This window comes from Curtobacterium sp. MCBD17_021 (assembly GCF_003234525.1).
GTDB lineage: Bacteria > Actinomycetota > Actinomycetes > Actinomycetales > Microbacteriaceae > Curtobacterium.
Genome location: NZ_QKTS01000018.1, coordinates 1 through 13,197, shown reverse-complemented (window position 1 = coordinate 13,197; position 13,197 = coordinate 1). Strand labels below are relative to the sequence as shown.

Here is a 13,197-nt window from a genome sequence, read left to right as displayed (position 1 = left end):
GGCGGAACCGGCGAACCCGGGTGGAGCCGGCCGGGTCGCAGCCCCGCTAGCGTGGGCGCATGCGCGTCGGAGTCCTCGACATCGGTTCGAACACCGGTCACCTGCTCGTCGTCGATGCCCACGGCGGTGCGGCCCCGCTGCCGGCGTCGTCCTTCAAACAGCCGTTGCGGCTCGCCGAGCACCTCGACGACCGCGGGGCCGTCACGCAGGTCGGCATCGACGCACTGACCGACTTCGTGTCGCAGTCCGTCCGGGTCGCCGAGGACCGCGGGTGCGAGGAGATGCTCGGGTTCGCGACCTCGGCCGTCCGCGACGCCGTGAACTCGGATGCCGTCCTCGCCCACGTGGAGGAGCAGACCGGCGTCGAGCTGGCCGTGCTCTCCGGGTCCGACGAAGCCCGCCTGACGTTCCTGGCCGTCCGTCGCTGGTTCGGCTGGTCCGCCGGGCGCCTGGCGGTCTTCGACATCGGCGGTGGCTCGCTCGAGATCGCCGGCGGTGCGGACGAAGCGCCCGACGTCGCGTGGTCGATGCCGATCGGTGCCGCCCGTCTGGCCCGGTCGTTCCCCGCCTCGGGGACCCCCTCGGAGGACGACGTCCGGCGGATCCGGCACGAGATCCGCGTCGAGATCGCCCGCGACGCGGGTCGGCTGCTCCGTGCCGGAGCCCCGGACCGGGCGGTTGCGACGTCGAAGACCTTCCGGTCGATCGCCCGGATCTGCGGTGCTGCCCCGTCGGCCGCCGGGTCACTCGTCCCGCGCTCCCTCGACGGCGCGGTGCTGCGGGAGCGGCTGCCCTCGCTGCTGACGATGTCGGTCGCGGAACTCGCGGCACTGCCCGGGGTCTCGGCGAGTCGGGCGCACCAGGTGGTGCCGGGCGCGCTCGTCGCCGAGGCCTGCCTGGACATCTTCGACCTGCCCGCGCTGGAGATCTGCCCGTGGGCGCTCCGCGAGGGCGTCATCCTCGAACGGCTCGACCAGCTCTCGGTGCTCGGCTAGCTGCGAGGGCGTCAGGTGCGGGGCGGTGCCAGCAGCCAGGGGCGGATGAGCTTCGTCACGAACGGCAGCACCCAGAACGTCATGATCGGCGTGAGCACGAGCGTCGTGATGAGGACGCGGGGCAGCGCCGACAGGCCCGCGAACGACGGCAGCAGCCACCCGACCAGCACCGTGAATACCAGGTTCACCGGGAAGAACCCGAGCCAGATGCTCACCGCCTGCTTCCAACGCGGGGGAGCGGTCGAGGCGGGGGCGTCCTGTGGCACGTCGAACCAGCCCTCGATGCCGGTGCGCTTCTCGACCCGTGACTCGACGACCAGGTCCCGGCCGAGGTCGAGCCACCGCAGGCGGTCGTCCGAGTTCTCCCACGTCGACAGGGAGTCGTGGTCGGCGAACCGGTAGAGCATGTGCCACTCGCGGGACCGCGCCGTCGAACGCACCCACCCGGAGCCGAGGAACCCCGGGTAGCGGTTGGCGAGGTTCACCCCGGACTGCACCCAGCGGGTGACCTCCGGGATGCGGTCGGGTTCGACGAGGCGGGTGATGGACACGGTGACGGGCGGGCCGGCGGTCTCGGGTGACGACTGCGCCCCCGTCGCCGGTTCCTGACCGACGCGCGAGCGGCGGGCAGGCCGTGCCGATGGGGAGAGGCTCCCTGGCTCTTGTGGAGTCATCCGACCAGTGTCGCGCCGGTCGTGTTTCACGCGCATGTCGCGTGCGTCCGACGATCTGGTACGTGACGTTGGTGTGCGATACGTTGCACCCATGCTCGCGCTCACCTCCCTCGCCGTCCCGATCCTCCTCGTGTCCACGCTCCTGGCGCCGCCGGTGGCTGCCGAGCAGGAGGTGACCACCAACACAGCAGTCGTCGCGCGCCTCGCGCAGGTGGGCGCCACACAGTCAGAAGGCGACATCGCCGCCGTGCGTCAGCAAGGAAGGGCGACGCTGCTCACCGACCCTGACACCGGGCAGGTCATCGCGGCGGTCTCCCAGCGATCAGCGCTCGGGCGCGCGTTGAACCCGATCGGCCCGGGGTGTTCGACGACGTCGCTCTGCATGCGCTCGAGTTCGAACGTCCCGTACGGGTACAGCGGGACTGGGTCTCGCTCCGGGACGTGGAAGTCGATCAGCGACAACCGTGCTGGTGATCACCGGTCGCGTTTCGAGTGGAGGGGCGGCGCGATGACGCTCTCCGCTGGGGAAGTCAACTACTTCGGTCGCCCGGTGACCATGACGAGGATCAGCCGCTGAACGACCACGACGCGGCAGCGCGCGCGGCGGGCGAGACCGGCTCGCTGTGGCTGCGTACATTCGAGCCATGAGCACGACCGACAGCGAGGACCGCGGCACGGAGCGCGGGCGGAACGAGACCCCGGCGGAGCGCTGGGACCGCAACTGGAGCGACATCCAGCAGGAGCTGCGCATCGTGCAGACGGGCACCCAGATCCTCGCCGGGTTCCTCCTGACCCTGCCGTTCCAGCAGCGGTTCACGTCGCTGTCCGATCAGCAGGAGACGATCTACCTCGTCCTGGTGGTCCTGGCCGTCCTCGTCACCGTGGTCGCACTGTCCGCGGTCGCCACGCACCGGCTCGTGTTCCGACAGCGGCAGAAGCACGACCTCGTCCGAGCGGGCAACGTCATCCTGCTCGGCGCCCTCGTGGCGAGCGCGCTGCTCTTCGCGGGCACGGTCCTGTTCGTGTTCGACGTGGTGCTCGGGGGCCGCGGCGGGGTCATCGGCGGTGCCGCGGTCTTCGTCGGCACGGCCGCACTGTGGGTCTCGTTGCCCCTCGCACTCCGACGGAGCGCGCGGGACACACACTGAGCAGGCGCGTCCACACAGGAGCCGTGGCCGTCGGGCGACCCGGTGACCGGCGACCGCACCGACGACGTGGGTTGCGGCTCCGCGGTGGGGTTGCGGCTCCGCGGTCAGCTGGCCTGCTTCTTCGCCGGCGCCTTCTTGGCGGAGGCCTTCTCAGCGGCGGGCTTCCGCGCCGACGTCTTCTTGGCGGGTGCCTTCTTCGGCGGTGCCTTCTCCGACGACGACGACGACGACGATGACGACGACTTCGCCGGTCGGTCCTCGTCGTCCGACCCCCCACTGCCGGACCGCGACCCGCTCCCCGAACGCGCCCCGCCTCCGGACCGCGCCCCCGACCCTCCCGACCGGTTCTTGTCCACGGACGCGCGCAGCGCGGCCATGAGGTCGATGACGTCCCCACCGGTGTCGTCGTCGTCGGCCGCGTCCTTGCCGAACGTCTCCGCGGTGTCGACGTCGTCGCCGGACTCCAGCTTCGCGTCGATGAGCTGCTGCAGCTCCTCCTGGTACTCGTCCGTGTAGCGGTCCGGGTCGAAGTCGGTCGACATGCTCTCGACGAGCGACGACGACATCTTCAGCTCGTTCGCACTGACCTTCACCGAGGTGTCCAACGACTTGAAGTCCGCCGCCCGCACCTCGTCGCCCCACAGCAGGCCCTGCAGCAGCAGCACGTCGTCGTGCACCCGGAGCACCCCGAGCCGTGTCTTCTGGCGGAGGGTGAACTGCACGATCGCCAGGCGGTCGGTCTGCTCGAGCGTCTTCCGGAGCAACACGTACGCCTTCGGCGAGCGGGAATCCGGTTCGAGGTAGTACGTCTTCTCGAACATCATCGGGTCGACCTGCTCGACGGGCACGAACTCGAGCACCTCGATCTCGTGCGACTGCTCCTGCGGCAGCTGCTTGAAGTCGTCGGAGGTGAGGACCACGGTCTTCTCGCCGTCGTCGTACGCCTTCTGGATGTCGCCGTACTCGACCTCGTGCCCGAGCTCGCAGACGCGCTTGTACCGGATGCGTGCCTTGTCCTCGTCGTGGATCTGGTGCAGGGAGACGTCGTGCGTCTCGGTCGCCGCGTACACCTTGATCGGCACGTTGACGAGCCCGAACGCGATGGAGCCCTTCCAGATCGACCTCATGCGCTCATGATGCCCGGCGGCATGCGGATCGGCGCTCAGTTCCGAGCGGATCGGCAGGTGCGGCCGGGCGGCCGCTCGCCCTCCACAGCCGGGAGGCACGACCCACGTCCTCCACGGAGGTCACCGCTCCTGTGTCGTCGGCCCGGTTCCGCGAGCACGATGGGCCCATGAGCCAGCTCGACAAGCAGGACCCCCGGGAGCAGTACGCCCGTCCGCCGTTTCCCGCGCAGACGCAGCAGGGGTCCGGCCGCGCCGCCGACCTCGACCCGCCCGCCGACCACGGTGAGACGAGCTACCAGGGCACCGGGCGGATGCGCGGCTACCGCGTGCTCGTGACCGGGGCGGACTCCGGCATCGGTCGCGCTGCGGCCATCGCGATGGCGAAGGAGGGCGCGGACGTCGCGCTGAACGCCCTGCCGGAGGAGATCGAGGACCTCACCGAGGTGCGCGACGTCATCGCCGACCTCGGCCGGACCGCGGTGATGCTCCCCGGCGACCTCACCGACGAGGCGTTCTGCGGTGAGCTGGTGCGGACCGCTGTCGACCTGCTCGGCGGGATCGACGCGCTGGTGCTCGTCGCGGGGTACCAGCAGGTGCACGAGGACATCACCGAGCAGCGCACCGAGGACTTCGACCGGACGATGAAGGTCAACCTGTACTCGCTGTTCTGGCTGACCCGCGCCGTGGTGCCGCACATGGCGCCGGGCAGTGCGATCGTGACGACGAGTTCGGTGTCCGCGTACCTGCCCCAGGACCGGATGATCGACTACGCCGCCACGAAGGCCGCCATCATCACGTACACGAACGGGCTCGCCCGGCAGCTCGCGGCGAAGGGCATCCGGGCGAACACCGTCGTGCCCGGCCCGGTGTGGACGCCCTTGCAGCCGATCAGCTACCCCGGCGACGAGATCGCCGCCTACGGGCAGGACACGCCGCTCGGCAGACCCGCGCAGCCGGTCGAACTCGCCAGCGCCTACGTCTACCTCGCCGGCCCCGAGTCGTCCTACACGTCCGGCACCACGCTGACGGTGGGCGGTGCCACCGGGGTCGCCCTGTGAGCCCCGTGGCGAAGAAGACGACGGTGCGGGTGGGCGACCGACGTCTGGCGCTGACGAACCTCGACAAGGTGCTCTACCCGGAGACCGGCACGACCAAGGGGCGGGTGATCGAGTACTACGAGCGCATCGCCCCGTGGATGATCCCGCACGTCACCGGGCGGCCGATGACCCGGAAGCGGTGGGCGAACGGCGTCGACGGCAAGGTCTTCTTCGAGAAGAACCTGCCCGACTCCGCCCCCGACTGGATCCGGCACCACACGATCGCCCACGAGCACCACGACGTCGAGTACCCCGTGGTCGACGAGATGCCGACGCTGGTGTGGACGGCTCAGCAGGCGGCGCTCGAGCTGCACGTCCCGCAGTGGCGCTTCGGACCGCGCGGCGGGCACCAGAACCCGGACCGGATCGTCCTCGACCTGGACCCGGGTGAGGGCGTCGGACTGCCGGAGTGCGTCGAGGTGGCGCTCGTTGCCCGGACGGTCCTGCAGGGGATGGGGCTCGAACCGTACCCGGTGACCTCCGGCTCGAAGGGCATCCACCTGTACGCCGCGCTCGACGGATCGGCGACCGCGCAGCAGGTCTCCGACGTCGCGCACGAGCTGGCGAAGGCGCTGGAGCAGGACATGCCGGACCTGGTGCTGTCGTCGATGAGCCGGGCCGAGCGGGCCGGCAAGGTGTTCGTGGACTGGTCGCAGAACAACGGCAACAAGACGACGATCGCGCCGTACTCGCTGCGTGGCCGGTCGCACCCGACCGTGGCGGCACCTCGGACCTGGGCGGAGCTGACGGAACCGGGCCTGGCGCACCTGACCCTGGACGAGGTGCTCGAACGGGTGCCCGACCTCGGCGACCTGCTGCACCCGGTCGCCGCGGCCTCCCTGGGGGTCGGGCGTGCCGACGCCGGCCACTGGGACGGAGCCCGCACCGAGCAGGTGAACGAGCGCGAGCGACAGGAGCGTCAGGAGCTGCAGGACCGCCTGTCGACGTACCGTGCCAAGCGTGACGCGGCCCGGACCCCGGAGCCGGTGCCGCAGGCGTCGCCGACCGTGCGGACCGACGGCACCCCGACGTTCGTGATCCAGGAGCACCACGCCACCCGGAACCACTACGACTTCCGCCTGGAGCACGACGGCGTGCTCGTGAGCTGGGCGCTGCCGAAGGGGGAGCCGACCGACCCCGGGGCGAACCACCTGGCCGTGCAGACCGAGGACCACCCGCTCGAGTACGGCGGCTTCGAGGGGGTCATCCCCGCCGGTGAGTACGGCGGCGGCACGGTCACGATCTGGGACGACGGCACCTACGAGCTCGAGAAGTGGCGCGAGGGCGAGGAGGTCATCGTCACGCTGCACGGTCGGACGAACGGCGTCCGGCGGCTCGCGCTCCTGCACACGCGCGGGCGGGGGCGGGGCCGGAGCGGTGACGAGAAGAACTGGCTCATCCACCGGACGAAGGACCAGCCGTCGCAGGGGGAGGCGACCGACGGGGCGGGAGCGGAGCGGGCCTCCCGGCCGTCCGCCGCCGGACGCGAGCGGATCGACCGGGCGGCCTCCGCCTCCACCGAACCGGCCGAGCGACGCACCATGCAGGCGTCGCTGCAGAAGGGCGAGCCCGCACTCGACCCGCGGCAGTGGGCGTTCGAGATGAAGTGGGACGGCGTCCGGGCGCTCGCGACCGTCCGGGACGGTGCGGTGCGCCTGCTCAGCCGGAACGGCAACGACCTGACCGACCAGTACCCCGAGCTGCAGGAGCTCGGCGAGCGGGCCGGGGTGGACGGCGTGTTCGACGGCGAGATCGTGGCGCTGGACCGCCACGGGCGACCGTCGTTCCAGCTGCTGCAGAACCGGATGGGACTGACGAAGCCGAGGGAGGTCAGCGCCGCACGGGCGTCCACCCCGGTGTGGCTGTTCCTCTTCGACGTGCTCGAGGCGGACGGGCACGAACTCACCCGCCTCGGCTACACCGCCCGGCGCGAGGCCCTCACCACGGTCGTCGACCCGGGTGGCGTGATCGAGGTCCCGCCGGAGTCCGACGGCGACCTGGCAGCGGCGATGACCCAGTCTCGGGAGCGCGGGCTCGAGGGTGTCGTGGCGAAGAAGCGCTCTTCGCGCTACGTCGAGGGGAGGCGCTCCGAGTCGTGGCTGAAGCTGAAGCACCACGCCACGCAGGAGGTGGTGGTCGGCGGCTGGAAGCCCGGGGCGGGGCGTCGCGAAGGGGGCGTCGGTTCGCTGCTGCTCGGGATCCCCGGCGACGACGGACTCGTCTACGTCGGCAAGGTCGGCACCGGCTTCCGCGACCAGGACCTCGACGACATCGGCGTGCTTCTCCGCCGCACGGAACGGGACACGTCCCCGTTCGTCGAGGTCCCCCGTCCGGACGCCCGGGACGCCCACTGGGTCGCACCCGAACGCGTCGCCGAGGTCGAGTTCGCGGAGTGGACCGGCGACGGACGCCTCCGGCAGCCGTCGTGGCGGGGATGGCGCAGTGACAAGTCGCCGGAGGACGTCGTGCGCGAGGTCCCGGAGGAGGTCGTGCCGGACTGACCTGCTCCGGAATCCGCATGCACGAGCATGGGGTCCGCCCCGGGCGAACTTCCGTCCCCCGTTGTCCGCGCACGCGGGGGACGATCTCGACGGGGCCGCCCGGAGTCCCGAGCACGGCTGTTACGGTCCTCGGGACGGAAGGACGCGACATGGACGCGAGCAAGTACCTGCCGCCGTTCACGCAGGACCAGCGCGGGGATGCGCTGGGGGACCGGCGAGGCGAGCAGGACGGTGGCGGGGGCGGAGCCGTCGGTGCACGACAGGACGACCGACAGATGGTGGACGCCGGAGGCGTCACCGACCCGGAGGCCACCTACGCCGACTTCCTCGGCGACCAGGTCGACGACTGACCCAGCGGCTCGACGACTGACCCAGCGGCTCAGGGTGCGGGTCGCGGCGACCCTCAGCCCGAGCGCACCAGCTCGCGCACGCCAGCCCGAGCGCGTCAGGCCGCGGGAGCCGGCCCGTCGGCGGCGGCGCTGCCGGACTCCAGCGGCAGGTCCTGCTCGGCGGCGGCACGCTCGTCCGCCTCGCCGGCCTCCGTCGCGGCGGCCTTCGCTTCGTCGATGGCCTCCTGCGACGCACGCAGCGCTTCGTCGTTCCCGGGGTGTGCCTGATCAGTCATGTCCGTCACGGTACGCGGAGGACGCTGGACCGGTTCGGCGGGGCACGATCCCGTCCGCGGCCAGCGCGGCCAGCGGGGTCACCGGCGCCACCGGCGGCCGCGACGCCTCGAAGTCGACGGCCGACGTCGGTGCAGCGGACGTCGGCATCACCGGAGCGGGCGGTCCGCCGTGCGCGTCAGCCGCGTCGAGCACCGCGCGGGTCGCGGCGGCGGCGATCCGGAGCGCGTCGCGCAGCGGCATCGCCCGGAGTGCCGGGGTGCGCACCTCGACGCCCCACGGCTCGTCGAAGCCCAGGCCGCGGGCGGTGCGGACGAACCCGGGCAGGTCCCACGCCCCGGTGCCGGGCAGGTACCGGCCGTCGCGGGACTCGTCGGCGAGCGTCATCCCGTTCGGCGTGTGCAGCAGCCCGTCGGTGAGCTCGACGGCGGCGAGGGCCGCCGGTGCGACACCCTGCGCGATGGACGCCAGCGTCGAGCCGCCCCGCAGGGCGTGCATCGCGTCGAGGAGCAGGCCGCCGTTCGGGTGACCGGCGGCGACGAACCGCGACGCCCGCTCGACCGTCGCCAGGTTCGACCACGGTTCGGGCTCGAGCACGAGCCTCGCCCCGACCCCTTCGGCCTGCACCGCGAGCCGCTCCCACGCCTCGGCCATCACCGCCAGGGGGACCCCGTGCGCCGAGTCGTCGGCGCGGACGACCACCTGCCAGGCGCGCAGGGTCGCCGCCGCCTCGAGCACGACCCCACGGTCGGCGTCCTGGTCGCTCCGGCTCGTGGTCGACCACCAGTCGCCGAGGGTGCCGAGCTGGACCCAGACCACGCCGGCGTCGTCCAGCATCCGGCGCAGGTCGGCGAGGCCGGTGGTGGCGCGGACCTCGTGCAGGTCGTCCAGGGCGAGCGCGATCCCCGCGAAGCCGGCGTCGGCGACGGCCCGGATGCGCTCCCGGACCGGTTCAGGCCCGGCCCACGTCCACGACGTGGCGAGCAGGTCGTGTTCCTCCACAGGACCACCTCCATGATCCGGACACGCTCGACTGCCCCGTTGCAGCTGCTGCACGTCCTGTCTGCGGACCGCTGCACCGTTCCCCGCGCAGCGTTCGAGGACGGGTCTACGCCCACTGCCTCGGAACGCTCACAGCGCACGACCGACGCGCCGGCACCCGTCAGACGATCCGTGTCTCGACGACCCCGACGCCGTCGATCGCGCCCCGGAGCACCGAGCCTCGAGCCACGGGTCCGACCCCGTCCGGCGTCCCGGTGAACAGCAGGTCGCCGGGCGCGAGTCCGACGGACCGGGACAGGGCCGCGATGGTCTCGGCGACGCTCCAGATCTGGTCCGCCAGGTCGCCCGACTGCCGCAGTTCCCCGTCGACGTCCAGCACGATCGCGCCCGACGTCGGCTCGACCCCGGCGGCCGGCGTGATCGTGCCCACGGGCGCGGAGTGGTCGAACCCCTTCGCCAGGTCCCACGGACGCCCGAGTCGCTTCGCCTCGGCCTGCAGGTCCCGGCGGGTGAGGTCGATGCCGACCGCGTACCCCCAGACGAGTCCGAGTGCGTCGGCCACCGGGACGTCGCGCCCGCCGCCGCCGAGTGCGACGACGAGCTCGACCTCGTGCTCGAGGCGCGCCGTGACGGGCGGGTACGGGGTGTCCGCGCCGTCGGTGACGAGTGCGTCGGCCGGCTTCCCGAAGAAGAACGGCGGCTCACGGTCCGGGTCGTGGCCCATCTCACGCGCATGGGCCGCGTAGTTGCGCCCGACGCAGTACACCCGGCGGACCGGGAACCGGCCGCCGGTGCCGGTCGGGACGGTCGGGAGGCCCGGGGCGGGCACGACGAGGTCGGTCACGCGTCCAGCGTGGCAGGCCGGACCGGGAACACGAAGCGGTTCATCGCCCAGTAGCGGAAGCCCATCGCGATGAGCGTGCCGATGACCGGTCCGCTGATGAAGTCGGCGAGTTCCTGCCCCGCGAGGGACACGTTCGGCACCGCCAGGCCGAAGACGTAGCGGGAGATCCAGAGCGGCGCGGAGTTGAGTCCGACGCCGATCACGCTGACGACGACGAACAGCAGGACCTCGTGCCCGGTGCGCAGTTCACCGCGGTCCCCGAACGACCACTTCTTGTTGAGGAAGTACGAGACGACGGTCGCGACGATGATGCCGATCGCCAACGCCGTCACCGGGTGCTGCGGGATGACGAAGAACTTGAGCCCGTAGTTGATGCCCATCGTGATGACGAAGCCGAGGCCGCCGACGACCAGGAACCGGAGCGCGGGGTGCTCCACGAGCGACCGGACGGAGAACGACTGCACCGGCCAACCCTAGACCGGCCCGGCAGGGCGCCCGCTGACGGGCACGCCTTCCGGACCGGCAGTCCTCTCAGCGTCCAGGAGCCGCTCCCTCGGTCTCGCCCTGCCCCGGGTCGCCACCGGTCCCGCCGTCGGACGGCTCGTCCTGCGGCCAGCCGGTGAACTCCCACCCGGAGACGGCCTCGTGGTCCTCGCCGTTCGTGTAGGCGAACTCCCGCGCCGCGGTGCGGGCGTCCGTGAGGGCCGTGAGCAGGTCGGCGAACCGGTCGGAGCCGTCGGCCACGCGGGTGAGGGCGTCGTGCGCGAGGGCGTAGCGGTCCATCTCGTTACGCATGAGCATGTCGAACGGCGAGGTGGTGGTGCCCTGCTCGAGGAAGCCGTGCACGTGCAGGTCGTCGTGACCGTGCCGGCGGTACGTCAGGTTGTGCACGAGCGAGGGGTACCCGTGGAAGGCGAAGACCGCCGGTGTGCCGGGCAGGAAGACCTCGTCGTAGCGTTCGTCCGACGCCGGGTGCTCGTGCTTGCGCGGGTCGCCGATCGAGAGCAGGTCGACGACGTTGACGACGCGGACGCCGACGTCGGGAGCGTGCTTCCGGATGATGTCGGCCGCCGCGATCGTCTCGACGGTGGGGACGTCGCCGGCGCTGACGAGCACGACGTCGGCACGGCCCACGGTCTGCTCCGTGCCGGCCCAGTCCCAGACACCGAAGCCGGCCGCGGCGTGTTCGACGGCGTCCTCGAGGGACAGGAACACCGGCTCCGGGTGCTTGCCGGCGACGATCACCTCGATGCGGTCCGTCGTCTCGAACGCGTGCGTGGCGACGGCGAGCAGGGTGTTCGCGTCGGCGGGCAGCTTGATGCGGACCAGGTCCTGCTGCTTCGACGCCACGACGTCGAGGAAGCCGGGGTCCTGGTGCGAGAACCCGTTGTGGTCCTGCCGCCACACGTGCGACGACAGCAGGATCGTCAGGTTCGACACCGGAGCACGCCAGTCGATGTCGGTCGAGGACTCGAGCCACTTGGCGTACTGGCCGACCATCGAGTCCACGATGTGGGCGAACGCCTCGTACGTGTTGAACACCCCGTGACGGCCGCTCAACACGTAGCCCTCGAGCATCCCCTCGAGCAGGTGTTCGGACAGCACCTCGATGACACGACCGCGGGTGGCCATGTGCTCGTCGCCGGCTTCCCGTCGGGCTCGCCAGACGCGGCTCGTGACGTCGAAGACCGCGTCGAGCTTGTTCGAGATCGTCTCGTCGGGTCCGAACAACCGGAAGGAGTTCGGGTTCCGCTGCATGAGGGCGGCGAGCCACGGCCCGAGGGTGCCGGTGGCCGACGCGTCCTCGCCGACCGGGACGGCGAACTCCGCCAGGCCCGGGCGGTCGAGCGCGGTACGGATCCGACCGCCGTTCGCGTGCGGGGTCGCGCTCATCCGCGTCTCGCCGGTGGGCCGGATCGTCTCGAGGATCCCGATGGGCCGCGCGTCCGCGTCGAACAGCTCCTCCGGACGGTAGGAGCGCAGCCACTCCTCGAGCTGCCGGCGGTGCCCCTCGTCGTCGCGGACGTTCGGCAGCGGGACCTGGTGCGCGCGGAAGGTGCCCTCGACCTGCTGGCCGTCGACGACCTTCGGGCCGGTCCAGCCCTTCGGGGTCCGGAGCACGATCATGGGCCAGCGCGGGCGGAGGTCGGCGGCACCGGCCATCTCGCCGGCGGCTGCGCGGGCAGCCTGCGCGCGGGCGGCCGCCTGGATGTCGTCGATCGTCGCGAGTGCGCGGCGGAGCGCCCCGTCGAACAGGGCGTGCACGGCGAACGGGTCGTGGTCCACCCGGCCGGAGTCGACCACGATCGGCTCGTAGCCGAGGCCGCGGAAGTACGACTGCAGGTCCTCGTCGGGGATCCGGGCGAGCACGGTCGGGTTGGCGATCTTGTACCCGTTGAGGTTCAGGATCGGCAGGACCGCGCCGTCCGACACCGGGTCGAGGAAGGTGTGCGCCTGCCAGGAGGCCGAGAGCGGGCCGGTCTCGGCCTCGCCGTCGCCCACGACGCAGGCGACGACCAGGTCGGGGTTGTCGAGCGCGGCGCCGTACGCGTGCGCGAGGGAGTAGCCGAGCTCACCGCCCTCGTTGATCGACCCGGGGGTCTCCGGCGCCGCGTGCGAGGGGATGCCGCCGGGGAACGAGAACTGGCGGAAGAACCGCTGCAGCCCGGCCGGGTCGGGGGTGATGTCGGGGTAGAGCTCGTTCCACGTGCCGTCCAGCCAGGCGTTCGCGTTCATCGCGGGCCCGCCGTGGCCGGGGCCGCAGATGTAGAGCACGTCGCGTTCGGTCTCGGTGATGACGGCGTTGAGGTGCGCGTACACGAGGTTGAGTGCCGGGGAGGTGCCCCAGTGCCCGAGGAGCCGCGGCTTGATGTCGGAGGGTTCCAGCGGCCGTTCGAGCAGCGGGTCGTCGAGCAGGTAGATCTGCCCGACGGTCAGGTAGTTCGCGGCGCGCCACCAGGCGTCGATCGCGCGGATCCGGTCGGTGGACGAGTGCGACGTGGGCATGCTCCACACGCTACGAGGGACCCGATCCGGGGAATCCAGAAATCTCTCCAATCCGATCGGCGAGGGGCCCCGAATCACTGTCACAAGCCGGGAACGGCCCGCAAGCGCTCACCAGCCGCACATCGCTGGTTCTCCACCCCTTCGCGGGGTGTGTTCGGCGCGCATCCATCCCTGATCCGC

Annotated in this window: 13 protein-coding genes; 6 read left to right on the top strand and 7 right to left on the bottom strand. The window is 71.8% G+C overall.

Features of this window, described 5'->3' with window-relative positions; translation table 11 throughout:
* Nucleotides 1-59: 59 nt before the first annotated feature.
* On the top strand, nt 60-995 hold the full coding sequence (locus DEI83_RS14030) for a Ppx/GppA phosphatase family protein (RefSeq protein WP_111082564.1): 936 nt from the start codon (nt 60-62) through the stop codon (nt 993-995).
* Between the two features lie 11 nt (nt 996-1,006).
* Here the strand turns inward: DEI83_RS14030 and DEI83_RS14025 are convergent, their stop codons facing one another.
* A complete protein-coding gene (locus DEI83_RS14025) occupies nt 1,007-1,546 on the bottom strand; it encodes an antibiotic biosynthesis monooxygenase (protein ID WP_258371230.1) in 540 nt (179 codons plus the stop codon).
* Between the two features lie 214 nt (nt 1,547-1,760).
* Here DEI83_RS14025 and DEI83_RS14020 point away from each other — a divergent pair, with 214 nt between their 5' ends.
* Together DEI83_RS14020 and DEI83_RS14015 are read left to right on the top strand one after the other, a co-directional pair.
* A complete protein-coding gene (locus tag DEI83_RS14020; RefSeq protein ID WP_111082562.1) occupies nt 1,761-2,246 on the top strand; it encodes a hypothetical protein in 486 nt (161 codons plus the stop codon).
* 67 nt (nt 2,247-2,313) lie between these two features.
* Nucleotides 2,314-2,817: a DUF6328 family protein gene (locus tag DEI83_RS14015; protein WP_111082561.1), complete on the top strand. Its 504-nt coding sequence runs from the start codon at nt 2,314-2,316 to the stop codon at nt 2,815-2,817.
* 104 nt (nt 2,818-2,921) lie between these two features.
* On the opposite strand, the gene DEI83_RS14010 is transcribed toward DEI83_RS14015, so the two are convergent.
* Nucleotides 2,922-3,944 carry a Ku protein gene (locus tag DEI83_RS14010; protein WP_111082560.1) on the bottom strand — a complete coding sequence of 341 codons (1,023 nt, stop codon included), beginning with the start codon at nt 3,942-3,944 and terminating at the stop codon, nt 2,922-2,924.
* Nucleotides 3,945-4,111: 167 nt separating this feature from the next.
* Here DEI83_RS14010 and DEI83_RS14005 point away from each other — a divergent pair, with 167 nt between their 5' ends.
* The 3 genes from DEI83_RS14005 (at nt 4,112) to DEI83_RS13995 (ending at nt 7,892) form a co-directional block, all read left to right on the top strand.
* The gene (locus DEI83_RS14005; protein ID WP_111082559.1) at nt 4,112-5,002 is read left to right on the top strand and encodes an SDR family oxidoreductase; all 891 of its coding nucleotides are present in this window, start codon (nt 4,112-4,114) and stop codon (nt 5,000-5,002) included.
* Nucleotides 4,999-7,542, top strand: coding sequence for an ATP-dependent DNA ligase (locus DEI83_RS14000; protein WP_111082558.1), 2,544 nt, complete (start codon nt 4,999-5,001; stop codon nt 7,540-7,542). The genes DEI83_RS14005 and DEI83_RS14000 overlap by 4 nt, the downstream gene beginning before the upstream one ends.
* A gap of 149 nt (nt 7,543-7,691) precedes the next feature.
* On the top strand, nt 7,692-7,892 hold the full coding sequence (locus tag DEI83_RS13995; RefSeq protein ID WP_111082557.1) for a hypothetical protein: 201 nt from the start codon (nt 7,692-7,694) through the stop codon (nt 7,890-7,892).
* Nucleotides 7,893-7,987: 95 nt separating this feature from the next.
* Here DEI83_RS13995 and DEI83_RS16045 read toward each other — a convergent pair whose 3' ends face one another.
* From DEI83_RS16045 to DEI83_RS13970, 5 genes are all read right to left on the bottom strand, one after another.
* Nucleotides 7,988-8,167, bottom strand: a complete 180-nt coding sequence (locus DEI83_RS16045; protein ID WP_181431238.1) for a hypothetical protein — start codon at nt 8,165-8,167, stop codon at nt 7,988-7,990.
* Complete coding sequence (locus DEI83_RS13985; protein WP_181431236.1) at nt 8,160-9,167, bottom strand: sugar phosphate isomerase/epimerase; 1,008 nt, start codon at nt 9,165-9,167, stop codon at nt 8,160-8,162. Before DEI83_RS13985 ends, DEI83_RS16045 begins: the two co-directional genes overlap by 8 nt.
* Before the next feature lie 160 nt (nt 9,168-9,327).
* Complete coding sequence (locus tag DEI83_RS13980) at nt 9,328-10,011, bottom strand: fumarylacetoacetate hydrolase family protein (protein WP_111082554.1); 684 nt, start codon at nt 10,009-10,011, stop codon at nt 9,328-9,330.
* Nucleotides 10,008-10,475: a GtrA family protein gene (locus tag DEI83_RS13975; RefSeq protein WP_111082553.1), complete on the bottom strand. Its 468-nt coding sequence runs from the start codon at nt 10,473-10,475 to the stop codon at nt 10,008-10,010. The genes DEI83_RS13980 and DEI83_RS13975 overlap by 4 nt, the downstream gene beginning before the upstream one ends.
* 67 nt (nt 10,476-10,542) lie before the next feature.
* A complete protein-coding gene (locus DEI83_RS13970; protein WP_111082552.1) occupies nt 10,543-13,017 on the bottom strand; it encodes a phosphoketolase in 2,475 nt (824 codons plus the stop codon).
* Nucleotides 13,018-13,197 lie beyond the last annotated feature (180 nt).

Excerpts from the sequence above, each read along its gene's own strand:
- DEI83_RS14015 (WP_111082561.1), top strand. The coding sequence starts at position 2,314 with ATGAGCACGACCGACAGCGAGGACCGCGGCACGGAGCGCGGGCGGAAC.
- DEI83_RS14005 (WP_111082559.1), top strand. The coding sequence starts at position 4,112 with ATGAGCCAGCTCGACAAGCAGGACCCCCGGGAGCAGTACGCCCGTCCG.
- DEI83_RS14030 (WP_111082564.1), top strand. The coding sequence starts at position 60 with ATGCGCGTCGGAGTCCTCGACATCGGTTCGAACACCGGTCACCTGCTC.
- DEI83_RS13970 (WP_111082552.1), bottom strand. The coding sequence starts at position 13,017 with ATGCCCACGTCGCACTCGTCCACCGACCGGATCCGCGCGATCGACGCC.
- DEI83_RS13995 (WP_111082557.1), top strand. The coding sequence starts at position 7,692 with ATGGACGCGAGCAAGTACCTGCCGCCGTTCACGCAGGACCAGCGCGGG.
- DEI83_RS14010 (WP_111082560.1), bottom strand. The coding sequence starts at position 3,944 with ATGAGGTCGATCTGGAAGGGCTCCATCGCGTTCGGGCTCGTCAACGTG.
- DEI83_RS16045 (WP_181431238.1), bottom strand. The coding sequence starts at position 8,167 with ATGACTGATCAGGCACACCCCGGGAACGACGAAGCGCTGCGTGCGTCG.
- DEI83_RS14020 (WP_111082562.1), top strand. The coding sequence starts at position 1,761 with ATGCTCGCGCTCACCTCCCTCGCCGTCCCGATCCTCCTCGTGTCCACG.